25 protein-coding genes are annotated in these 22,869 nt (G+C 39.1%); 8 read left to right on the top strand and 17 right to left on the bottom strand.

Annotated elements, in window-relative coordinates; all coding sequences use genetic code 11:
* On the bottom strand, positions 1-388 hold a 388-nt coding region (locus VMW81_04780; protein HUU50251.1), incomplete at its 3' end, for an aldo/keto reductase.
* Between the two features lie 157 nt (positions 389-545).
* On the opposite strand from VMW81_04780, the gene VMW81_04785 reads away from it, so the two are divergent.
* Positions 546-890 (top strand): hypothetical protein, encoded by a 345-nt coding sequence (locus VMW81_04785; protein HUU50252.1) that lies wholly within the window; start codon positions 546-548, stop codon positions 888-890.
* Between the two features lie 68 nt (positions 891-958).
* On the opposite strand, the gene VMW81_04790 is transcribed toward VMW81_04785, so the two are convergent.
* The 5 genes from VMW81_04790 to VMW81_04810 all read right to left on the bottom strand — a co-directional run bounded on the left by VMW81_04790 (position 959) and on the right by VMW81_04810 (position 6,205).
* Complete coding sequence (locus VMW81_04790; protein ID HUU50253.1) at positions 959-2,179, bottom strand: ABC transporter permease; 1,221 nt, start codon at positions 2,177-2,179, stop codon at positions 959-961.
* Between the two features lie 12 nt (positions 2,180-2,191).
* A complete protein-coding gene (locus tag VMW81_04795) occupies positions 2,192-3,403 on the bottom strand; it encodes an ABC transporter permease (protein ID HUU50254.1) in 1,212 nt (403 codons plus the stop codon).
* A complete protein-coding gene (locus VMW81_04800) occupies positions 3,381-4,133 on the bottom strand; it encodes an ABC transporter ATP-binding protein (GenBank protein ID HUU50255.1) in 753 nt (250 codons plus the stop codon). The genes VMW81_04795 and VMW81_04800 overlap by 23 nt, the downstream gene beginning before the upstream one ends.
* Positions 4,130-5,380: an efflux RND transporter periplasmic adaptor subunit gene (locus tag VMW81_04805; protein HUU50256.1), complete on the bottom strand. Its 1,251-nt coding sequence runs from the start codon at positions 5,378-5,380 to the stop codon at positions 4,130-4,132. Before VMW81_04805 ends, VMW81_04800 begins: the two co-directional genes overlap by 4 nt.
* 186 nt (positions 5,381-5,566) lie before the next feature.
* A complete protein-coding gene (locus VMW81_04810) occupies positions 5,567-6,205 on the bottom strand; it encodes a class I SAM-dependent methyltransferase (GenBank protein ID HUU50257.1) in 639 nt (212 codons plus the stop codon).
* 192 nt (positions 6,206-6,397) lie between these two features.
* Here VMW81_04810 and VMW81_04815 point away from each other — a divergent pair, with 192 nt between their 5' ends.
* The gene (locus VMW81_04815; protein HUU50258.1) at positions 6,398-6,769 is read left to right on the top strand and encodes a PilZ domain-containing protein; all 372 of its coding nucleotides are present in this window, start codon (positions 6,398-6,400) and stop codon (positions 6,767-6,769) included.
* A 64-nt stretch (positions 6,770-6,833) separates the two neighbouring features.
* Here VMW81_04815 and VMW81_04820 read toward each other — a convergent pair whose 3' ends face one another.
* Positions 6,834-8,684 carry an aldehyde ferredoxin oxidoreductase family protein gene (locus VMW81_04820; GenBank protein HUU50259.1) on the bottom strand — a complete coding sequence of 617 codons (1,851 nt, stop codon included), beginning with the start codon at positions 8,682-8,684 and terminating at the stop codon, positions 6,834-6,836.
* A gap of 206 nt (positions 8,685-8,890) precedes the next feature.
* Between VMW81_04820 and VMW81_04825 the strand changes: the two genes are divergently transcribed.
* Entirely contained in the window at positions 8,891-9,697 is an 807-nt protein-coding gene (locus tag VMW81_04825) for a polysaccharide deacetylase family protein (protein HUU50260.1), read from the top strand.
* A gap of 23 nt (positions 9,698-9,720) precedes the next feature.
* Positions 9,721-10,713 (top strand): methyltransferase, encoded by a 993-nt coding sequence (locus tag VMW81_04830; GenBank protein HUU50261.1) that lies wholly within the window; start codon positions 9,721-9,723, stop codon positions 10,711-10,713.
* 48 nt (positions 10,714-10,761) lie between these two features.
* On the opposite strand, the gene VMW81_04835 is transcribed toward VMW81_04830, so the two are convergent.
* Entirely contained in the window at positions 10,762-11,250 is a 489-nt protein-coding gene (locus VMW81_04835; GenBank protein ID HUU50262.1) for a permease, read from the bottom strand.
* A gap of 117 nt (positions 11,251-11,367) precedes the next feature.
* Between VMW81_04835 and VMW81_04840 the strand changes: the two genes are divergently transcribed.
* Positions 11,368-13,083 (top strand): NAD-dependent malic enzyme, encoded by a 1,716-nt coding sequence (locus VMW81_04840; GenBank protein HUU50263.1) that lies wholly within the window; start codon positions 11,368-11,370, stop codon positions 13,081-13,083.
* A 79-nt stretch (positions 13,084-13,162) separates the two neighbouring features.
* Here the strand turns inward: VMW81_04840 and VMW81_04845 are convergent, their stop codons facing one another.
* The 6 genes from VMW81_04845 to VMW81_04870 form a co-directional block, all read right to left on the bottom strand.
* Complete coding sequence (locus VMW81_04845) at positions 13,163-13,816, bottom strand: outer membrane beta-barrel protein (protein ID HUU50264.1); 654 nt, start codon at positions 13,814-13,816, stop codon at positions 13,163-13,165.
* A gap of 114 nt (positions 13,817-13,930) precedes the next feature.
* Positions 13,931-15,088 carry a glycine oxidase ThiO gene (gene thiO, locus VMW81_04850; protein HUU50265.1) on the bottom strand — a complete coding sequence of 386 codons (1,158 nt, stop codon included), beginning with the start codon at positions 15,086-15,088 and terminating at the stop codon, positions 13,931-13,933.
* Positions 15,089-15,092: 4 nt separating this feature from the next.
* A complete protein-coding gene (locus VMW81_04855) occupies positions 15,093-15,371 on the bottom strand; it encodes a (2Fe-2S)-binding protein (GenBank protein HUU50266.1) in 279 nt (92 codons plus the stop codon).
* The gene (locus VMW81_04860; GenBank protein HUU50267.1) at positions 15,368-15,862 is read right to left on the bottom strand and encodes a 4Fe-4S binding protein; all 495 of its coding nucleotides are present in this window, start codon (positions 15,860-15,862) and stop codon (positions 15,368-15,370) included. Before VMW81_04860 ends, VMW81_04855 begins: the two co-directional genes overlap by 4 nt.
* 2 nt (positions 15,863-15,864) lie before the next feature.
* On the bottom strand, positions 15,865-16,953 hold the full coding sequence (locus tag VMW81_04865; GenBank protein ID HUU50268.1) for an NAD(P)/FAD-dependent oxidoreductase: 1,089 nt from the start codon (positions 16,951-16,953) through the stop codon (positions 15,865-15,867).
* Complete coding sequence (locus tag VMW81_04870) at positions 16,950-17,261, bottom strand: (2Fe-2S)-binding protein (GenBank protein ID HUU50269.1); 312 nt, start codon at positions 17,259-17,261, stop codon at positions 16,950-16,952. The genes VMW81_04865 and VMW81_04870 overlap by 4 nt, the downstream gene beginning before the upstream one ends.
* A gap of 303 nt (positions 17,262-17,564) precedes the next feature.
* On the opposite strand from VMW81_04870, the gene VMW81_04875 reads away from it, so the two are divergent.
* The 3 genes from VMW81_04875 to VMW81_04885 all read left to right on the top strand — a co-directional run bounded on the left by VMW81_04875 (position 17,565) and on the right by VMW81_04885 (position 19,505).
* Positions 17,565-18,464: a DMT family transporter gene (locus VMW81_04875; protein ID HUU50270.1), complete on the top strand. Its 900-nt coding sequence runs from the start codon at positions 17,565-17,567 to the stop codon at positions 18,462-18,464.
* 319 nt (positions 18,465-18,783) lie between these two features.
* Entirely contained in the window at positions 18,784-19,170 is a 387-nt protein-coding gene (locus VMW81_04880) for a tetratricopeptide repeat protein (protein ID HUU50271.1), read from the top strand.
* Positions 19,171-19,187: 17 nt separating this feature from the next.
* The gene (locus tag VMW81_04885; GenBank protein ID HUU50272.1) at positions 19,188-19,505 is read left to right on the top strand and encodes a hypothetical protein; all 318 of its coding nucleotides are present in this window, start codon (positions 19,188-19,190) and stop codon (positions 19,503-19,505) included.
* A 3-nt stretch (positions 19,506-19,508) separates the two neighbouring features.
* Here VMW81_04885 and VMW81_04890 read toward each other — a convergent pair whose 3' ends face one another.
* The 3 genes from VMW81_04890 to VMW81_04900 all read right to left on the bottom strand — a co-directional run.
* Positions 19,509-20,396: an SPOR domain-containing protein gene (locus VMW81_04890; GenBank protein HUU50273.1), complete on the bottom strand. Its 888-nt coding sequence runs from the start codon at positions 20,394-20,396 to the stop codon at positions 19,509-19,511.
* Between the two features lie 105 nt (positions 20,397-20,501).
* The gene (uvrC, locus tag VMW81_04895) at positions 20,502-22,295 is read right to left on the bottom strand and encodes an excinuclease ABC subunit UvrC (protein HUU50274.1); all 1,794 of its coding nucleotides are present in this window, start codon (positions 22,293-22,295) and stop codon (positions 20,502-20,504) included.
* A 12-nt stretch (positions 22,296-22,307) separates the two neighbouring features.
* The coding region (locus VMW81_04900; protein ID HUU50275.1) for a helicase-related protein at positions 22,308-22,869 on the bottom strand (562 nt) is incomplete at its 5' end.

Below are 22,869 nucleotides of genomic sequence, written 5' to 3' on the forward strand. Positions count from 1 at the left end.
TTGGATTATGAAGCTGGTAGATATCAATATAATCGGTTCTCAGCCTTTTAAGGCTCTTTTCAATAGCAAATCGAATGTAATCTCTTCTAAAGTTAACACTCGCCCCAACATTATAAAAATCACCACCTACCTTTGTTGCGATGATATATTTTTCTCTTTTTCCTTCGAAGGCTTCTCCCAGAAGTTTTTCACTGTGACCATGGCCGTAAACATCAGCCGTATCAAAAAAGTTACATCCCATATCTATCGCCTTTTTTATTGCCTTTAAGGAATCCTTATCGTTTGTTGGACCGTAGCTATTTCCATGCCTGTTCCCACCAATGGCCCACGCTCCAAAGCCTATTTCTGAAACCTCCAATTCAGTCTTCCCAAATCTTCTGTATTTCATGACCTTTCTCCTGAAAATTTATTTCTTAAAAACTTTTATAGATTATATTAACTTTTTTTCTCTAAATGCAAATTTTAATTTAAAACTTGAATTTTATATGTGTAGATTTAATATTATTAAAATAAAGATATGAAAATATTTTAAAGGAGGAATAATCATGACAAAAACTTTTCCTTATAAGAGATTCATGATAAAAGAGGGCTTAAAGCCAGAATCTGACAAGTTTCAATATTTCTTTAGTGTTTCTGAAGGTGGTGAAAAGAAAGCACATTATTGTATATGGGTTGACGATGAGGTTTTAGCCAAAACAAAGGAGTTTCAGAAGGCTTGCAGAGGAGTGCTTGAAGAAGAATTTATAAATCCTCATAAGAGTGAGTGGATAAAATGGGTTGAAGAAAAGCTGGACAGGAGAGATTTTAGAAATATGGTTTTAAAAATAGAAAAAGGCGACACTAAAGAGATCGATATGAGTGAGTTGAAGGAAAAGCTGGAATTTGAATGAACCATTCTCATTATGTAATGTATTGTTAAATCATTGAAAATAATCTTCTCGGATAACCTTAAGATCTATTATTCAAATCTTAGAGCTTGTATAGGGTCAGTATCAACAGCCTTTTTTGCTGGATAAACGCCGAATAAAAGCCCTATGAAGGTAGATATAACCAATGCGATAATGCTTATAAACCAAGGAATGACAAGAGTCCATTCTGTTGTTTTTGTGATGATAAAGGATACAAGAATTCCGATGATAATGCCGACGATTCCCCCGCCGAGGCTCAAAGTAATCGATTCTGTCAAAAACTGATAAAGAATATCTTTTACTGTTGCGCCAACAGCTCTTCTTACCCCGATTTCCCTGGTTCTCTCTTTGACAGAAACAAGCATCACGGCCATAATCCCGATTCCTCCGACAAGGAGGGATATGGCTGCCACGCTGGCTATGAGAAAGGTGAAGGTCGTGGACGTCTCTTTCTTTGTCTCCAGAAGCTCCATCTGCGTGAGGATGGTAAAATCATCATCAATGTCTTCGACCAGCTTGTGCTTTTCCCGAAGAAGATTTTTTACCTGCAGAAGGCAGCTTTCAATCTCTTTCTCATCTCTTGCCTGAAGATAGATGGTGCTGAGATAGTCCACGTTAAAGACCCGTCTCATGGCCGTGGTAAGGGGAATGACGATTCTGTCGTCTTCGTCCTGTCCGAGAGCATCTATCCCCTTAGGCTCAAGAACCCCTATTACCGAAAATGGAATCTTGTTGATTCTGATAATCCGGCCAAGAGGAGATTTGTTTTCAAAAAGGTTTATTTCCACACTTTTTCCGAGCACGGCAACCCTTTTAGAAACTCTCACATCTTCTTCAGTAAAAAGCCTCCCGCTTTGAAGCTCAAAATTTTTAATCGAAAAGAAATCAGGAACCGTGCCCATGACTATTGTTTTTGTTGTCAGGTTTTCGTATTTGACAGAAGTAGTCTTTTCCACGGTCGGGGCGGATTTCGCAACGGATGATATTTTTTCTTCGATGGCTCTTGCGTCCTTCAGCTTCAGCGTCGAGACCTGACCGAGCGTCCTCGGCCTTCCGTGATGCATGACGACTTCTCCCGCACAGACCGATATGAGATTTTCCCCCATCCCTTCTATCTGTTCAATAACCTTCTTTTTCGCCCCCTCGCCGATGGCAACCATAATCATGACAGAAGAGATGCCGATAATAATCCCAAGCAGTGCAAGAAAAGACCTGAGCTTATGAGAAACCAGAGATTTTAAGGCGATGGACATGGGCGTGTTTTTTTTCATTATATTTTTTTTCTATTTAAAAGCCTCCACAGGGTTGAGCTGGGTCGCCTTTCTTGCGGGCTGCATTCCGAAAAGAACCCCCACAAGAAAAGAAAAAGCAAAGCCGAGAACAAAGGGCTGCCAGGATATGGCTGTAGAGATTGATGTCATAAGGGGCAGAAACTTTGCGATAACAAGCCCTAAAGCAATTCCGATAATTCCGCCGAAAAGGGCAACGAGAACAGCCTCCATGAGAAACTGTAAAAGAATAGCCCTTCGTGTTGCCCCGAGCGAACGCTTGATACCGATTTCCCTTATCCTTTCATTGACAGAAACCAGCATAATGTTCATGATAACGATCCCGCTCACCAGAAGGGAGATGGTCGATATCAAGACCAGCATCTGGTTCAGCGTTCTTGAGGACTCGGTTATCCGTTTCAGGAGACCCTCGGCTGTGATAACCCTGAAATCGTCCTCGACAGACGGTGGAAGACGGTGGTTTTTCCGGAGGATTTCTCTCGCCCTTTCTGCGGTAATGTTGACTTTTGAGGGGTCGTTTACAAGTACCCTGATACTGTTCAGATAGTTCCGATTGAAGATTCGCTGGGCTGATGTGGTTATAGGAATTACCAATCTATCATCCGCATCATGACCGCCTCCGGTAGTCCCTTTTCTCTCAAGGATTCCTATGACCTCGAAAAAGACATTTTTGATTCTGATATATTTACCGATAGGGGTTTCGTTTCCAAAGAACTCTCTGACAATGGTGTTTCCAATGACAGCGACTCTTTTTACGCCGGTGACATCCTGATCCTCTATAAATCTCCCCTCTTTCATATCCCATTTCCTGACGACCTGCCAGAGAGGGGTGCTCCCTTCAACCCTTGTGGTCTTGTTCTTGTTTTTATAGGCAACCCTTATATCTCTCTCTCTTTGATAGACACCAACCACTTTGGCGTTTGGAAGCTGCCTTATATCTTCCGCATCTTTCAAAGAAAGGGTTGTGGCTTTTGTCCTTCGGCTAGAAAAGATCTTACCACCTCCGGATGCCATAAGAAATGCATCGGAACCGAATCCGTAGCTATTCATCCTGTCTATAACCTTTACCTTTGCTCCCTGTCCTATGGATACGATGACCGTGAGGGCGGCGATGCCGATAACGATTCCGAGCATCATGAGGGAGGTGTTGAGTTTGCTATGGTTGAGGCCCTTTAACGATTCTTTAAACAGCCTTAAGACCTTCATCGCTTTTCTTCCTGCTTTTGAGCTCGTTGAGGCTAGAGAGAGCGTCTTTCGGGTTTTTAAGCTCTTCCTCTCTTTCTATCCTCCCGTCCTTCATCTGAATGATCCGGTTTGCATGGGTAGCGACTTCTCTGTCATGGGTGATGCAAACGATAGTCTTTCCTTCCCGGTGAAGTCTCTGGAATATGGAGAGGATTTCCAGGCCGGAGTGGGTGTCGAGATTCCCTGTCGGTTCGTCCGCGAGGATAATACGAGGGTCGTTTATCAATGCCCTGGCAATGGCGACTCTTTGCTGCTGGCCTCCTGAAAGCTCATTCGGTTTGTAATAAATCCTGTCTCCAAGGCCGAGAAAGGTTAAAATCTCTTTTGCCTTCTCCCCAGCATTAGTGGGGTATTCCTGGCTGTAGATTAGGGGGAGAAGGATGTTATCAATTGCTGATGTTCTGGGAAGGAGATTATAGGACTGAAACACAAAACCGATTTTCTTGTTTCTTATTCGCGAAAGCTCCCAGTCGCTCAGTTTCTCAACCTCTTCACCTTCAAAGAAATAGCGGCCGCTTGTCGGTCTGTCTAGGCAGCCGACGATATACATAAGAGTGCTTTTCCCCGCGCCCGAGGGAGCCATGATGGCGGTGAACTCCCCCTTTTTAATAAAAAGGTCGATGCCATGAAGAACAGGGGTTTCCAGCTTTCCGTTTTTAAATACCTTGGTTATCCCCTCAAGCCTTATCATCTCTTGATTCTCCTCAGGTTCTTTTCTGCCTCAGACAGGGGATAAAAAACAGCGACCTCTTCCCCCTTTTTAAGCCCATCGATAATCTCTACAAAACCCCTTTCCCTCCATCCTGTTTTTATAGTCCTTTCTATTAGTTTCCCACGATTGAAGACATAAACGATTTTTCTTCCTTTTATATTTTTTATCGCCTCAGTGGGAATAGCCAATGCATTCTCTTTTGTTCCAATAATGATATTGACATTTGCAGTCATCTCAGGCCGGAGAAGATCGATAAAATCATCCTTTATCGTAATGATGACCTCGTAGTTAACCACATTTTCCTGTATTATGGCCTTTGGATAGATGGCCACCACCCCTCCTCTAAATGGCCTTTTTGGAAAACTATCTACAGTGAAGGTTGCCTGCTGTCTCATCTGAATTTTCCCTATATCTGTTTCGTCAACAAATGCATTAACCTGAAGTTGAGAAAGGTCAATAATGTTTACAAAGGTAGGGGCATTGAAACCGGCAGCTACGGTCTCTCCTTCCTGGGTAGATATGGATGCTATGGAACCGGCTATGGGGGCCCTTATCCTCGCATAGGAAAGTTCTGTTTCTAATTCCATAAGACTTGCTTTTGCCTGTTTTACCCTTGCCTTTGCCAGAGCCAAGTCCTGAAGATATTTTGTTTGAAGGTAGATAAGGTTTTGTTTTAATGCTCTATGCCCAGCCTTTAAGACATCGAGCTCTTTTTTTGCCTGATCAAGTTTTTCCTGAGGAGAAACGCCTTTACTAACAAGGGATTGTTGCCTTTTATAGTTTATCTCTGCAAGATTAAGCTCAGCAACTTTTTCATCTATTTCAGCCCTGGCCTTTTCTATCTCTTTAGGGGTCTGTTCTCTTATGGCGGTCTCTTTTGCTTCTTCTGCAAGCAGATTTGCTTTTGCCCCTTCAACCTTGGCGAGGAGGTCATTATGTTCTATGGTGGCTATCAGATCACCCTTTTTGACCTTGTCTCCAATCTTAACCATAAGTCTTTCTACAAGCCCGGAAATTCTGGAACCTACCTTCACCTCTGCTCCTATCACTGGCTTTACTGTTCCGGTAGCAAGTATGGTATGATTGACGGTCCTAAGTACCACCTTCTCTAATTTAAAATCTTTATCCTTTCCCTTGCTTTCTTTTGTGAATCTTAATCCTAAAAAGACTCCTATGAGGAGAATGATGATACTGGTAGCTATAATTAAATTTTTTCTGTTTTTCACTTAATCCCTATTTGTTAATTAGCCTTATAGAAGCAATAATTACTTATATGGTAGAACAGTTTTATTATTCTGTCAATTGAGAATTTTTTTAATCAAATTTTTTGTAAAAAATGTATGGTTATTCAGAATTATTATCGTAACAAATGTGCCAAAATATAAGTTAATTATTTTATTTCGGTTTAGAACTCATGGTTTTTTAAACCTAACCGTATAATTCCAGAAATTCCCAAGTGCTTCATCTAAAACAAAACCTGCTTCTTCGCCTATTCTGATTGTAGTAGATTTTAAAGGATAATCGGGATCGGGAAAAAACTCTGTTACAGCAAGGATTCCGCTTGGCTTCAATACTCTTTTTACTTCTCTCAAAGCCTTTTTCTTGTCAGGGATTTCTTGAAGAACGGTAATCATATATACAAGGTCAAGAGAGTTGTCACTAAAGGGCAATTCATAGGCGTTTTTGTTTATGAGTTCGATGTTTTTGATATCTTTGTTTCCCACTTTATTGAGTTTATTTTCAAGCTGCTTTAGCATTTCTGGTTGAATATCAAGGGCATACACTTTTCCTTTTTTTTCAACTGCGCTTGCAACGAAAGTTGTAAAAGCTCCACTCCCGCATCCCACTTCTAAAACATGCATATCTTCCTTTATGCCGCTTCTTTGTATCAACTTATCAGGGGGTTGTAATTTCCTTCTAAAATTGCTGTCCAGAATAGACCCGATAAACGCAGGGGCAGGAAAATGATAAATCTTTCGAATGATTCTGAGAACAACCTGGTATAAAAAAATCAGCCCTAAAATTCCTATTAACAGAATTTTAATTACCACGATCTTCTCCTTTTTTTGTATTAGATATTTTAACAGAGTATTTTCCATAAATAAAAAATTTTAATACCCTTTTAAGATTTTTTCAGGTCTTTGGAGAGAGATAAAAAAGAAAGCTATAATTACTAAAGTTCATATAAAAACATGTCGATAAATATATAACGATAATCTTCAAATTTTTAGGGTATTTTACAAATGGAAATAATAGGACAGAAAGAGAGACGTCGAGCACCGAGAACAGCTCTCCATACCGCTGTTATGGATGTATATCCTATAAATATACAGCACCAAAGAGAACTGAGAGGAAAAATCTATGATGTTTCTACTTTAGGAGCAAAATTTGTCTCTAACAAACCTTATGCTATAGACTCAAAAATCTATGTTGGTCTTTTGTTGCCGAATTGTAATTCTCTGATAAATATCTCTGGAAAGGTTGTGCGGTGCGAAGAAGAAAGTAGTGAAGAGTACCACATTGCTGTAGAATTTGATGAAGATAAATACCAGCAATCTTTATTAGAAGAATACATAAGAATTATGAAATTATGGGATGAGCAGTGGGGTAAATAAAAAACATGAGTAGTATCAAAAGTCCTTCCATGCATCTCTCTTCATCATCATACCCAGTAAAGCTTTAATGAACAGGTTTTATTCCCAATTCTTTCATCTTTTTCTTGCTGGGAATCCCTTCTCTTGTCCATTCTCTTAGCTGATAATATTCATCCAGCATCTTTTTGAAGTCAGCAGGTGATATAGGTGGGATATTCTCCCTTCTCGGCACTTTGAAGAACCTTATGGGAAGCCAATCATCTCTTTTCCTCGCCCCTAATCTATGGTTTATCATTCGCTTGAGATTGAATATTCGCTCCCCTAATCTTAGCAGCCTCTTGTTAGAAAACCTCCAGCCTGTTATATCTTTAAGCCATGTATTTAACAGTGTGGGGCCAAGTCTGCTCCTGACAAAAAACTTACAGATCCCAAGGGCATTATACAGTGTTAAAAGATTATGCATCTTGAAATTATTCAATGCCTTATTTTGAGTGGATAAACCATCAGAAGGTATTCCATGGAAACCTATGTCAGGAATTGAGAGCCCCAGGTCTACAGAAAAGGACATTCCCTCCATGTGGTCAGCTCCTCGTGGAGCCACAGCATAATTCAGGCCCATGGATATGAAAGGCCTGGGATCGTGCATAGGCACCTCAAGACCCTTTACGTGCACAGCAAGGTTATGAAACTTCTTCCCCAGTCTTTTTGCTGCATCAACGACACCATCAGCCAGTATCCTTCCCATCCCCTCTCTTTTGCCCATTTTATGGATCAACTTCAGGATGATGTCCGGATCACCCCATCTCAGTTCCAGCCCATCCGTCTCCCTTTTTGTAATGAAACTTTTCTCATATCCCTCTATCAGCATGGCAATTGTAACTCCTGCAGATATGGTATCCAAGCCGTATCTGTTACACAAACTATTCGCGTATAGGATGCTTTCTATATCATCGTTCATGCATAAGGCTCCAAGAGCTGCTAGTGTTTCGTATTCAGGGGCGTGGCCTGATAAGGAGCCATATCTGCTATCCTTTATATCAATAAGATTTGTGCAATAAACAGGACAGCTGAGGCAGGCTTGGTCTCTTACATCATATGCAGAGTGGATAGCCCTCCCATCAATCTTATTTGCCCCTTCTCTCCACTCTCCTGGCAGAAAACTCTTTATTGGCGTATCTCCAATATATTCTAGATTTGCAACACTTCCAGAAGTTCCATATTTCTTAAATTCCCCAAACAGTTCTAATCTTTCTGAATAAAATCTTAAGATATCCTCTCTAAGAGCATCACTGTTATAAACTTTGATACCTCTTGTTCCTTTTATAGCAATCCCTTTAAGATTCTTTGAGCCCATTACTGAGCCAGTCCCGCTCCTTCCCGCAGCTCTTCCAAGAAAACCCTCAAAGATGATATTGGCAATCTTACTCATCTTTTCACCAGCAATACCAATGCAGCCAACCTTTGCATCATCATCTGTTTCTTGTCTTATCAGTTCATCTGCCTCAATCGTATCACGACCCCATATATGTTCAGCAGGACAAATCTCTACCTCATCATTTTCTATCCATAAATAGACAGGTTTTTCTGCCCTCCCTGTTATAAAGATTCCATCATAGCCAGCATACTTTATCTCTCCCCCAAAATATCCTCCTAAAGTAGCTTCGGTCCAAAGACCTGTCTGGGGAGATATGGTACAGATGGATGTCCGGTTTGCTCCTGGAACGGGTGTTCCTGTAAAGAGACCGGGAAGGAGCATTAGAGGGTTTGACGGCTTAAATGGGTCTCTGCTTAATTTTTTTATCTCATAAATGAGCTTTGCACCTATTCCGCTTCCCCCAAGATAATCTTTATAGTCTTCATCTTTAAGATCGATTAGACGATTTTTCCTTCTTGATAGATCAATAAAGAGAATCCTTCCAAAAAATCCTTTGTTCATCAAATTTTTCCTTTTTTAAGATCAGGATTGAACTTTCTAAGATAATAGAGGGTGCATTAGTCTATCAATTGTAATAGGAAAAATAAAGATTTTTTATGATGTTAGTCTTGTTTTTTCCCATAAGACTGATATGATAAAATAACAAATAAATCAAAGATAACTTGGATTTTTTCTTGTTCAGTGATTTCAGTTAAGGTGTTTTTTCTATGAAAAGAATGAGGATTCTCATGTACAATCAAGTAGACCACTACCCCATAGAAGCCATGGAGGACGGCCTTCATCCAGAAAGCCAGATAGAGCAGCTGGATTACTTAATGAAACACGGCTTCCACATTGTTAGTCTCGATCAAGCCCTATCTTATATGGAAGGCAAAGAAAAGCTTCCCGAAAATTCTCTTGCCATTACAATTGACGGTGGCTATGCTGACGCTTATTCCCAAGTTTTGCCAATACTTGAAAGATATAGCATCAAAGCAGCATTCTTTATTGCTCCTGGACTTATCAACGGCAGTCGAGTAATTAAAGGCCATTCCTTACCCTGTATGAGCTGGGGTCAGGTCAGAAGCCTTGTGGATAAGGGAATGACCATTGGCCATTATGGCTGCAATGGGCGTGCATTTCAGAAAGTGCCGAGAGAGATTGTTGAAGAGGACATTGTTCATTCGAAACCTCTCTTTGAAAAATATTTGAATATTCAGCCGACTTACTATGCGGTGTTCGAAGGGACGCCTGAACCTAAAACCGTTGAGTTATTAAAGGAGCATGGCTACAAGGCAATGTTGACAAAATCCCCTACCAAACAGCGTCTTAGCCTCTATTCGATTAGCCGCATTCAAGTTGACGATGATGATCTCAATATCTTTTTGGTCAAGATTTCCAAAACCTTTCTTCGATTTAAAGATTCCCGTTATTGGAAATGCATCAGGAAGTATCGTTTAGATATGGCTTTTCACCATCTATCTAAATTTTATAATAAATTTAAAAGCGGGCGGGTTTCCTCTGAGACATCTTAAAAAGAAGAGGCAAGGAAAAGCTAATGAAACCTGATTTTAACAAATTGATGGATTTAAGCCATAAATTCCAAATATCAAAAATATTTTTCGTGGCATGTGAACTGGATATCTTCAGTCATCTTTCAGCAAAATCAAAAAATATATCTGAATTGTCTAAAGTGCTTTCGATAAATGCCGGGTCATTAGAGATATTCCTCAATGGATTGGTCGCAATAGGAGTTCTGAGAAAAGAAAAAGATTTATATTCTAATTCTCCTGAGGCAGAAGAATATCTTGTTAAAGAAAAACCTAATTACAGAGGGGCTATCTTTAAACATATCCATCACGGCTGGGAAGAATGGTCTGATCTTCAAAAAACCTTAATATCAGGAAAAAACATTGGAGGCGTCCAGGATTTTTGGTTGAAAGAAAACAGAGAAAGGGTCAATGCCTTTATATGGGGCATGGATAATCTTGCCAGGGATTTAGCCCCTGTGGTATTAACCTATCTGAATCTTGATGGCAAAAGGAATATGTTGGATTTAGGAGGGGGACCAGGAACTTATTCCATTACTTTTTTAAAAAGTTATAAGGACTTGAACAGCACCATCTTTGATTTACCTCTAACACAAGAAATCGCAAAAGAAAATATCAAAAAGAATAAGATGCAAAAGAGAATATCTTTAAGGTCAGGAGATTTTCTAAAAGACGATATAGGTGGGTGCTATGATTTTATCTGGATGTCACATATCCTCCATAGTAACTCAGAAGAAGATTGCGAATTTCTTATAAAAAAGGTTTACACTTCTCTGGGTCCTTCAGGGATGGTTGGAATTCATGATTTTGTTCTCAATAAAGATAAAGTTTCCCCACCTTTTGCTGCCATTTTTGGGGTTCATATGCTTGCCGTTACAGAAAAAGGAAGGACTTATACATATGAAGAGATATCAAGGTGGCTTAAAAATGCTGGTTTTAAAGACATAGAGGTTATGGATGTTTCAGAGGTTACAAAACTGATAAGGGCAGAAAAATCATAAAGTTTTCAAGGTTTTGAGAATATAAACTTTTTTTATTTTTAAAATAACTCATTTAGAGAAAAAATTCTGGGCAATGATTCCTGCAAGAGGAGGCAATAAAAGGGTAGAGGCTATTCTAATCAAAGCAAATCTGAGGCCGATAAATGTAATCTCATACGGCAGTCTTGTAAGAGACCACAAACTCCATGCTGTTACAAATGCCACTATCGTTCCTGTTCCTGCTCCTGATTTATATATTGATGCTGCAATAGGAAAACACACAAAAGGCCCTCCAGGGGTTAATGCTCCGGCTATAGACCCAAGAAAGACACCCTTTAAGCCTGATTCTTTACCCAACCATTTTATGATAAATTCCTGGGGAATAAGGACCTGGATCATCCCTACGATAATAAAGGCAACAATAAGGATAGGGAATATTCTTAAAAAGTAATCAAACCCACTCTTAACACCTTTTAGCGGAAGGGAAGGATCCTGATAGTATCCTAAGATTAATAAAAGAATAGCAATAAGAGACATGGTTAAAAATGCAAGCTTCATTCTTTTCTCCTTCAGATTTATTCTTTGCTTTTTTTTAATTTTATTCTAAACCAAAAATTTAAAGCATTATACTTATATCTCTTGTATAAAGAAATCACTTTTTATGGAGGTATAAAAATGAGCCCTTATAAGATATTGAAGGATGATCTTGGAAATGAATTTATGTTTGTCTCAGAGAAAGGCTTTTCTCTATTAAAAAATCCTATCCTTAACAAAGGAAGCGCCTTTTCTAAAGATGAAAGAGAGAAATTTGAACTATCAGGTTTTCTTCCTCCATATATTTCAAACATGGAGGAGCAACTGCTGAGGGTAAAGGAGAATTACAAAAGGAACAAGAGCTCTATAGAAAAATATATATATCTAAGGTCACTGCAGGATCGAAATGAAACCTTATTTTATGCCTTTCTCACAAAGAACCTAGAGAGGCTTATTCCCATCATCTATACCCCAACTGTAGGAGATGCTTGCAGGCAGTATAGCCACATATTCCGAAGAGAAAGGGGGTTATGTATTACACCCAATAACATCCAATATATCGACACGATGTTTAAAAACATCCCTCATAAAGATATTAGAATCATTGTCGCCACAGATAATGAGGGAATTCTTGGATTAGGTGATTTGGGGCTGGGAGGAATGGGTATTCCCATTGGCAAATTGTCCCTTTATATCTCTGGTGCAGGCATTCATCCATCAAATTGTCTCCCTGTTACCTTAGATGTTGGCACCAATAACAAAGAACTCTTAAATGACCCCTTGTATCTTGGATTAAGACAGGAGAGGCTGAGAGGAAACAAGTATTTTCAATTTATGGACCAATTTGTAGAAGGGGTAAAGAGAAACTCTCCTCATGCTATGATCCAGTGGGAAGATTTGAGCAGACAGAATGCCTTTACAATCCTAAAACGGTTTAGAAAGAAAATTGTCTCATTTAATGATGATATCCAAGGAACAGGAGCCGTCACCCTTGGCGGTACTCTGGCAGCACTGAAAATAAAAGGAGAAAAACTAAAAGACCAAGTTTTTGTTCTCTATGGTGCAGGGGCAGGGGGAATAGGGATTGCGAATCAGATATTGAATTCAATGATTAAAGAGGGGCTTTCAGAAAAAGAGGCTTTGAGTCGGATTTATGCTTTGGATTCCCGCGGTTTGATAATGAAAGGCAGGAAAGGATTGGATGATTATAAAAAAACCTTTGCAAAAAATAGAAGTGAAATACAGAATTGGAAGATAAAAAATCCATCCATGATTACCCTCAAAGATGTTGTTAAAAATGCAAAAGCAACAGTTCTCTATGGCACCTCTGGCCATCTAAGGTCCTTTACAGAAGAGGTTGTAAAGACCATGTCCAAAAATAGTAAAAGGCCCATCATCTTTGCCCTTTCTAATCCCACTCCAAAAACAGAGGCAGCCCCAGATGATATCTATAAATGGAGTGATGGGAGGGCTATCGTTGCAACAGGGAGTCCTTTCCCAGATGTCAAATATAAATCTAAGCTTTTTAGGATAGCGCAGGGAAACAATGCCTTTGTTTTCCCTGGAATAGGTCTAGGAACCATTATATCAGGAGTAAAGGAGGTCAGCGATGATATGATAACTTCTGCTGCCTATGCTCTGCCCGATCAGGTATCAAAGAGTGATTTAAGAGATGGATGTGTATACCCTCCAACTAAAAAGCTAAGAGAGATTTCAAAATCTGTTGCCTTTCACGTAGCCAGAGAAGCTGTTAGAGAAGGAATAGCCCCAGATACTTCTGATAAAGAGATTATGCGAAAAATAGAAAGTGGGATGTGGATTCCTAAGTATCTCCCCTATAGGGATAAAAAGGCCTAATTATATTTTTTAGCTCATCAACCCTGTTTTGGGCCAAACCATCGTATGTAACAAGGACTCTTAAATATTTACGACTGCCTTATTTCGGGCCGCCAAAACGAAATTCTATGCCACCATATATATTATGGATTTTAAAATCCTCAAACTCTATTTGTTGCTCATGAAATTCTGAAATGGCTTGGATATATTTATATTCCACAAAGGCAAAGATATTTTTTGTTAAGCGGATCCTTGTTCCGCTCAGAACATGAAAGGCAGCGCTTGTATCATCACTATCTGGACTTAAGGAAGCCCTGTCCTCAGATTCAGCATAAAATATACCAACACCGAGACCTCCATAGGGTTCAATACGGAAATTTTGACGTTCAATAGGATAACGGACAAGGCCGTTAAAACCAACATCTATGATATCGATAGATTGATCAATAATCTTTGCACTACCCTCTTTACTGACATCCTGACGTGGCATATCTGCAGTTAGGTAAAAAACCTCTGCCTCAATTCCAAAATAGGGAAGAAATTCAGTCCAGTATCCTATCTTTCCTCCAAGGACAAATGAATCATCCACATCTGCTTTGTTAAAACTTCTGTTTGATGGAGAAGTATCTTTTACTTTAACATCCTGATGAAGTGCGCCTCCAGCATAGATAGCGATATAGGGCTCAGCAAATACAGGCCTTGAAATAGAGATGAAACCTAACGTTAATATGAGAACAAGGGTCTTTTTTATCAAAGGTCTAATATAAAAAAGTAAATTGATTAAAATAATATTGAACTTATTATTCCTATTAATAACAGGTGAAACAAATTATGACAAGTAAATTTTGAAAAAATACAAAATCTTGATTTATGATACTGGGGTAAGTACTCTTTTTTTCTTTATAAGATAATCTGGAAAACGAGAAAGACGAGTATTTTCTATAGGAAAGAAGGTCTTTCCATCAACGATGAGTTCTGCAATCAGTTTGCCAGTGATAGGAGCAAGTAATATTCCATTTCGAAAATGACCTGAAGCCATGATAAACCCCTCGACTTCTTCAACCTTTCCAAGAATAGGAACCTCATCAGGGGTATAAGGCCTTAACCCGGCCCATGTTCTTACCATGGTCGCGTTTTTTAGCTGAGGTACTACCTGACATCCTGCATTTCTTAAGTTTTCTATTCCCTGGATTGATACGGTCTTATCATAGCCCACATCTTCCCTTGTGCTTCCAAGCACAATATTTTTACTTGCTTTCTGCATCATGTAGACATCTCTTGCTACAAGAGAGCGTCTGAACAGCTCTGGAAGGGGATCAGTAAGGACGATCTGCCCCCTTATAGGAATAACGGGGATTCGTAATCCCACCATTTCGCCAATGTTCCTTGACCATGCACCAGCAGCATTGATTACAATCTTTGTATTTATCTTTTCTTTTTGTCTTCTTTTTTTAACAACAACTCCCTCAATCCTTTTCTTTTTTAATATAATCTGTTTAACCTCAGTATCTATCATTATCTCAGCTCCAAGACCCATTGCTCCTAGATAAAAGGCATGGGTTAGGTCAATCGTGCTTAGCTGATTATCACTCGAAAAATAAAGGGAACCGAGGAGGTCTTTGGACAGAGCTGGCTCCATTTTCAAGGTTTCTTCCTTGGTAAGAAATTCTACCTGAAGTCCTCTTTTTAACTGCCATTCCATCAATCTTTTGCTTTCTTCCATTGCCTCTTCATCCTCAATAAGATGAAGGAGGCCTGATGGGTCAAACTTGATATCCCATTCCAGTTCCCTGCAAAGAGCAGGAAACATCTTGTTGCTCTCGATACAGAGGTCAAGAAATATACCTGGTCCTTTAGACTCACTCTGGGGCCATAGGCCTCCTGCTGCAGCACAGGAAGCCTCAGAAGCAATCTGTCTTCTCTCAAGAATAAGAGGTTTTATCCCCTTTTTGGCAAGATAATAGGCAATGGAACAACCGATAACCCCACCGCCAATGATAACAACATCTCTTGTATTATGATACATCTCTCTATCTATCCTCTTCTTCAGTAAGCCTTGCAGAAAATTTTATCGGCCGAATAGGAGGCCTGGAGGTATGGGGCTTGATATTCTTCATCGGTTTCCCTGTCTCCTCAGATAGGATCTTAGCTACCCACTGCAGGCAGCTCTTTCCCTGGCAAAGACCCATACCAACTCGTGTCCATCTCTTAATAGCATTTACTGTGTTTGCCCCTCTGCGAATGGCTTTGATAACCTCTTCCTTTGTTACCTCTTCACAGCGGCATATAATGACTTCATTATCAATCATAAAATCCTAAACCCCCTTACCTCCATAGCAAGGCCCTTAGGAACGGCCAGTGTTATTACAGGCGTTCTATCATATTTTTTTGGATTCAAAATTCTTACAATCCTTCCCTTTCCAACAGGGGTTCCTCGACGATTTAAAATTTCTACCCTATCCCCCTTTTTGGGAAGGGGTAAAAATTCATAAGGGATGCTTACCAATTCCTCTTTATCGCTGTACGTCTCATCCACCAAAAATATAGCAAGACCAGGACAGATGGGGATACAGGAACCGCATCCCGTGCATCTCCCCTCAATTAATACAGGGAGGTCATTAATAGAAGGAGTAATTTTAATGGCTCTATTTGGACATGCAAGAACGCATGGGTCACATGGAATTTCTTGAATGCACTCAATAACGGCCACGGGCCCCTTTCTCAACCTTTTTTGGGAAGGAACCCCAGGGCTTTTTTCTAATTCTTCTGATTCAATAACTCCATCCTTTTCTAACGGCATAATTACTTCCTCCTAAGAAGCAGCCTCTCCTTCGCTTTTTTAGAGGCTTCTCCAAATGGTCCCTTTCTTAATTCATGTAATCTCTTTAAAATCTCTTTTTTTCTCTTCAAAGCTTCTCTATCTTCAATATATCCAAGGGAATGAGCAATGGCAACTCCAGCAAGCCTTCCCTCTTCTATGGCAACGCTTGCCTCTTCAATCCCTGCACTATCTCCAGCTGTATATATCCCCTCTATTGAAGTCTCCATATACTGATCATGTTTTGGGATATATCCCCCCAATTCCTCTAAATATTCGAATTTACATCCTGCAATCCAAGCGAGATCATCCATGGGTCCAAGACCTACGGCAAGGCAGATCAGATCAACATTAAGTTCTTCTTCAGTGCCGGGGATCTCATTCCAATCCTTATCTATTTTAACCAGTACAGCTCTTTCAACCTTCTCATTTCCCTCAGCTCTCTTTATGGTCTTAGAGGTTTCAACGGGGACTCCAAATCTGGTTAACTTGCTTGCATGAACACCCCAACCCCCTATGACTGGTCTTCCCTCTACTACTTTAATCACCTCAGCCCCTGCCTGCATAAGATGATAGGCAACAATCAGACCAACATTGCCTGCCCCAATCATAAGAGCCCTTCTTCCTGGTAAGACCCTTTGGATATTTATCAATGTCTGTACAGCACCTGCTCCCATCACTCCGGGGAGCGTCCATCCAGGAAAGGGTAAGGGGTTCTCATTTGCCCCTGTGGCTAATAAAATCTTTTTTGCCTTTAATTGTCCACCTTTTTCATCCTGAATAAAGGCAAGGACATCTTTATTAAAAATACCCCAGACCGTTGTATTTAATAAAACTTCAACGCCCAAATCCTCTGTCTCTTTTAGAAGCCTCTCTCCAATCTCTATCCCTCTAATCCCTGCATAATGTTCCATCGTACCAAAAAATTTATGGGTCTGTTTAAAGAGCTGGCCCCCGGCCCTTTTATTCTCATCAATCAAAACTACATGGACCCCTGCTTTTGCTGCTTCTACAGCAGCAGAAAGCCCTGCTGGACCCGCACCTACAATAGCCATTTCCACCTCTTTCATCATGATTTCCACTCCCCTAAACCCTTTTGGGTCTCTATCTTCATTCCTTTTTTAACAGGAGTAATACAGGTCCTTACATTGGGTATACCATCAACCATCATAAGACAATCCGTACACCTTCCTATGGCGCAGAATACTCCTCTTGGTTCTCCAGTTTTTTCAGTATATCTAAATACATAGCGTCCACGTGCAACCAGGGCAGATGCAATTGTTTCTCCCTCTATGGCTTCAATTGTTTCCCCATCCACAAAAATCTCAACCAGAGATTTTATCTCTAACTTCCCTAGAATGGGATGATCGATAATTCTCATTTTCTATACTCATTCATAGAAGAATTAAGTTAAACTAAAAAAATTCAGAATAAATAAAATAATGTTCCCTAGCATCCCTAAACATACGTATGCTTTTCTGAATAAAAGGATGTCAAGAAATAAAGATTGGTCTTACGTGCCGAGGGAGGATATCCCCTTCATTTGATGGGCATGACTATCTTTAAGCTATTTTACTATAAATTATAATAGCTCTATATGCAAGCTTTTTCAAACAGTTTTATCTTCTTCTGTATGATTTTTTATAATATAATAAAAAATAGTTTTAATCACCTTGAAAGGAGGGTGAGACCATTTAATAAAGAATTAAGTCTTTCAACCATAATCTTTGCTCTTTTTGTATATCTCATATGGGGTGGTAATGTGGTCTCTATAAAGATAGGGCTGGATGGAATCCCCCCTATTGCCATGGCTGGTCTTAGATTCAGTATTGGAGCGATTTGTATCTTTATATGGGCCAAGATAAGCTCTATCCCTCTTCATATAAAGAGAAAAGAGCTCATATTTCACCTGATAAATGGTGTTTTTTTTATGATTCAGATCTCTCTCTTTTATGTGGGTATGGTCTATGCAACAGCCAGTCATGCATCCATCCTCATTAATACCAATCCGTTTTTTATTGCTTTATTTGCCCACTTTTTTATTACAGGTGATACGATTAGCTCTCGAAAGATATTTGGATTACTCTTTGCCTTTTTGGGGATCATCTTTATATTCTATGATAAACAAAATATTGGTTCTTTCTCCATTGCAGGAGATGCCATTATTTTATTAAGCGCTTTTCTTCTCAGCTTACGTATTATTTATATAAAAAGATTATTGGAAAGTTTTGAACCAACAAAGGTCGTTTTTTGGGAATTTCTTATAGGTGTACCCCTTTTCTTTGTTTCAAGTCTTCTTTTGGAAGGGAATAGTCAGCTAAATTTTACTCTTCCTGTCATTGTAGCCGTTTTATATCAAGGAATTATAGTAGCTGGTTTCTGTTTCGTGGCCTCAACCGTTCTCCTGCAGAGGCATAATCCAAGTATCATGTCTTCCTTTTCCTTTGCCATACCCCTATCAGGGGTTATCCTCAGCCATCTTTTATTGGGAGATGCGATAACGAAAAATCTGATCTTTGGCTCTCTATTCGTTATTTATGGAATCTACATTGTTACAACACACAGGTTAAAAAATAAAAAATGAAAAAAGAACAATTACACTTTTTATAATTTCATCAGAATCTGATATAATAGAGTATATTTTATTGATAAATCCTTAATTTACATAATTTTTTCTGTTATCTGTGGATAATATTGAGGCTTTAGAAATTGGACTATTAGAGTCTTTAATTCTTTTTAAGATTAAAATGAAAGTGTTTGTATAATAAGGACTTACATTTTGCTTACATCTTGGCAATTTTTATGAAAATTATTAAAAAATAGTAACTTATGGGTTTAAATTGGTGTTTTTTCCACAACTTTTCCACAAGTCTTTGAATAGATGAATAAAAAGGGTTATTTCTATGAAAAATATATATTTTCTTTTATTGATTTTGAGCATCTTTCTCGTCTCTTGTGCATCTCAAAGTGAACGATTAGCAAAAAAAGGGATGTCATTAGAAAAAAGGGGGATGCTAGAAAAAGCAAAAATACATTTTGACAAGGCTCTCCAGATTAATCCTGAAGAGGCCTTAGCCCATATAGGACTGGGGTATATTTACTATAAAAAAGGGTTGTATGATAAAGCCATAGCAGAATATAAAAAGGGGATTGCTGGAAATCCCAATATCTCTATATTGTATCCTGAAGCTCATTATTATCTGGGTCTGGCTTATAACGAAAAAGATATGACAGAAGAGGCAAGAAAAGAGTTTAGTCAATATAGAAAATTTAAAAAAATTGAATATTAAAAAAAGGGGTGATCATTATGACTGATGAGATGAAGAGCGCCTTAGAAATAGCCATGGAAAAATTAAAAAAGATGGGAGAGCAGACTGATGAGAACATCTCTTTAACAGAAAAACAAAAAAATATGATAGCTGACATAAAAAAAGAATACGATGCAAAGATAGCTGAAAAAGAGATAATGATGCAAAGCAAGATTAAAGAGTTGGCTTATCAGGGAGAACCCATTGAGGTTAGAGAGCAGACAGAATTCCTTCAAAAAGAATTCGCTGAAGAAAAAATCAGGCTCGAACAAGAAAAGAATAAAAAGATAGAAGAGATCAGAAAAAAACCCAGATAGGACTTATGGCAGGATTACCTCACTTCTATACCCATCTTTTTTCAACCTCTCTAAAATAATCTTAGCTTCTTTCTTTGTTTGATATGCTCCAACGAGGACCTGATAGCTAATCCCTTTTGTCGGAGATTGAAAGGGAATGATGTGAGGAAGGTAACCCTTTTCTAATAAAAGTGCTTCCGCCTTAGTGGCTTCTTCATAAGAATCAAACTTCTTTATTTCTATAGAATAGGGAAGAAGAATGGCTTTTGAATATTTTATCTCTTTTATCTTTTTTAGGTGGGCTGCAAAATCATCTGCGTCCTTTTTATTTTTAAACCTATCAATAACAACCCTGTACCATTTCCCCTTTTTGGGGACATTGAATAATGAAATATAAGCAAGAAATCCTTCCTGCTGCCACTCTCTCACCTCTTTTATAGCTGGTTCAATGCTTTTATGAGAAGAGACGTGAACCCCATAGGGATTATTACCCAAAATCTTTTCCTCCCCGCTCCCTTTCTTTTTCAAAGAGATAGGTTTGGTCTTTTTTATGTCTTTCTTTATACTCTTTGGCCTTCCCTCCTTTTCAGCAATAATCTTTTCTACAATCTGTTCCTCCTGGAGCCTTGCCTGCTCTAATTGCATTTTGGCCTGTCTCTTCTTAATTTCACTGAGATTGGTGGATAGCTCTCCAAAATTTTTCTCTATTTTTTCACTCTCTTTATTTAAGATGGCTTGATTTTCCTCTAACCTATTTAATCTCTTCTCCAGAATATCTATTGGTCCTCTCTTCTGTTCTTCTTGAGGAGAAGCAAGGGCTTCTTTAGCTATGGGTTGTTTTTCTATCTTTTGTTGTGCCCCGCACCCCATGAGAAAACATACTAAAAAAAAGAGAATGAATCTTCTCATCATAGGTTCCTTATATAGTTTTTTTTTGAAATTAATATTTATAATTATAAAGTTTTAAAGGCTTTTTTGCAATGAAAAGTTTTTAGGTGATGAGGCTTGATTCATTCATCATTTATTATGCAAGAATTGAAAAAGGGTCTCTGCATCCCTTTTGCTTATACCCTTAACATTTATTAACTCATCTAAACTCGCTTCCCTAATCCTCTTCAAGCTTCCAAAATGGGAGAGGAGGCCTCTCTTTTTCTTGATACCTATACCAGGCACTCTATCTAATAGAGAGCCAAAAGTTTCTTTTCTTCTCTTTTTTTTATGATAGGTTATGGCGAATCTATGGGCCTCATCCCTTATTCGCTGAAGCAGAAAGAGCAAGGGGCCCTTTAGTCGGATAGGGTTTTTTCTGTTCGGTTTATATAAATCATCTCTTTTATCCTCACCCTTTGCCATGCTTATGATATCAGGCTCTTCTATTTCTAATTCTTTTAAGACAGAAGAGGTAACATTGAGCTGGCCCTTCCCACCATCAATGAGAATAAGGTCAGGAAAGCCCTTCTCTTTTAATGCTTTTTTATAACGTCTCAATAAGACTTCTCTCATCATGCCGTAGTCATCTCTCCCTTTAATCCACTTTATACTGTATCGACGATAATGGTCCTTATCCGCAACCCCATCCCTGAATGTCACCATTGAACCAACAGCACTTTTTCCACTGATATTAGATATATCAAATGCCTCGATAACTCTCGGCAGGTTTTTGAGACTGAGCCTTTTTTGCAGTTCCCTTAACAGTTCATCCTTTCCCTCAATCTTTTCTTTTGCCTTTTCTAAGAAGATCTTTGCGTTCTTATTTGCCAAAAGGACCATATCCCTCTTTTTCCCTCTTTTGGGACACAAAATCTGTATCCTCTCTCCCTTTTTTTCTGAGAGGAGCTCGGAGAGGAGATCGATATTAGTAATCTCAACGGGCAAGAGGATCTCCTTTGGAATGAACTTCTCTGATGAGTAATATTGATTGATATAGGAGCTAAGTATCTCTTCATCAGGTAATATCTGTCCTGAAAAGAGGTCTCCTTTTCCCCCTTCGAGCCTTCCATCGCGGACATAAAGTCTCTGAATGGCTAAACGATCCCCTTCTCGAAAATAGCCAAATATATCCTGGTTAGTGAATTGATATGAGGTTATCTTCTGTGCTTCCAGGGTTGCTTCAATCGCCTTTATCTTATTATATATCCTACCAGCCTCCTCAAACCTAAGGTTATCTGATTTCTTTTTCATTTCTTTCTTTAGGTCCCATAGAAGCTCCTCATTCTTCCCCTGGAGAAAAAGGATTACCTCACCTACTACCCTTTTATACTCACTTTCAGTAACCATTCCATTGATGCATGGTGCCATACATCTCTGTATCTGATAATAGAAGCATGGCCTTTCCCTGTTTCTAAAGACCCTCTCTTTGCATGTGCAGATAGGGAATATCGTATGAATCGTTCTTATGGTCTTTCTGACAGATTGACTTGATGAATACGGACCAAAGTAAAGAGCCCCATCTTTGAGCGGTCTTCTCACAATGGTTAATCTTGGATATTTATCCTTGATTCCCAGCCTAAGACTCACAAAGGTCTTGTCATCTTTAAATCTCACATTATAACGTGGCTTATATCTCTTAATCAGGTTATTCTCAAGGATGAGCGCCTCCTTTTCTGTATCCGTAACAATAAAATCGATATCATCCAATTTTGAGACAAGAAATCTGGTAAAGTATCTGGTATCCCCTCTTTGTCTGAAATAGGAATTGACCCTGTTCTTCAGATTATTCGCCTTGCCCACATAGATAACCCGACCAGACCTATTTTTCATAAGATAAACCCCAGGTTCTCTAGGGAAACCCTTTATCTTTGTTAAATCCATAAAGACCTCTTTTTACTTTCCAAGGAGCTCTAGTTCTCTCTCCTCAAGATCAAATATTCTATCTCGAAGCTCTGCTGCCCGCTCAAAATCGTACTGCTCCGCTGCCTCCTTCATCTCTTTTTTTAGCTGCCCTATCTTCTTTGATATATCCTTTATGGTAAGATATTCCTCCAAAGGCTCTTCTGCAATCGGAACAGTAACATAGTCCGCCTCGTATATAGAACTGAGGATATCGCTTATCGATTTAACCACACTCTCTGGCGTAATATTGTTCTTCTTATTAAATCTCTTCTGAATCTTTCTTCGCCTGTTCGTCTCAAAAACCGCCCTATCCAGAGAACCTGTCATGAGGGCAGCATACATCAGCACCTTTCCATTAATGTTTCTGGCTGCCCTTCCAATGGTCTGGATAAGAGAACGTTCTGAACGGAGAAAACCTTCCTTGTCTGCATCCAGGATGGCTACGAGGGAGACCTCTGGTATATCCAGACCTTCTCTTAAGAGATTGATGCCGATCAGGCAGTCAAACTTCCCCAGCCTTAAATTCCTTATGATTTCAGTCCTCTCTAAAGTA

This window comes from Nitrospinota bacterium, from assembly GCA_035528715.1.
Classification (GTDB): Bacteria; JADFOP01; JADFOP01; order DATKYB01; family DATKYB01; genus DATKYB01.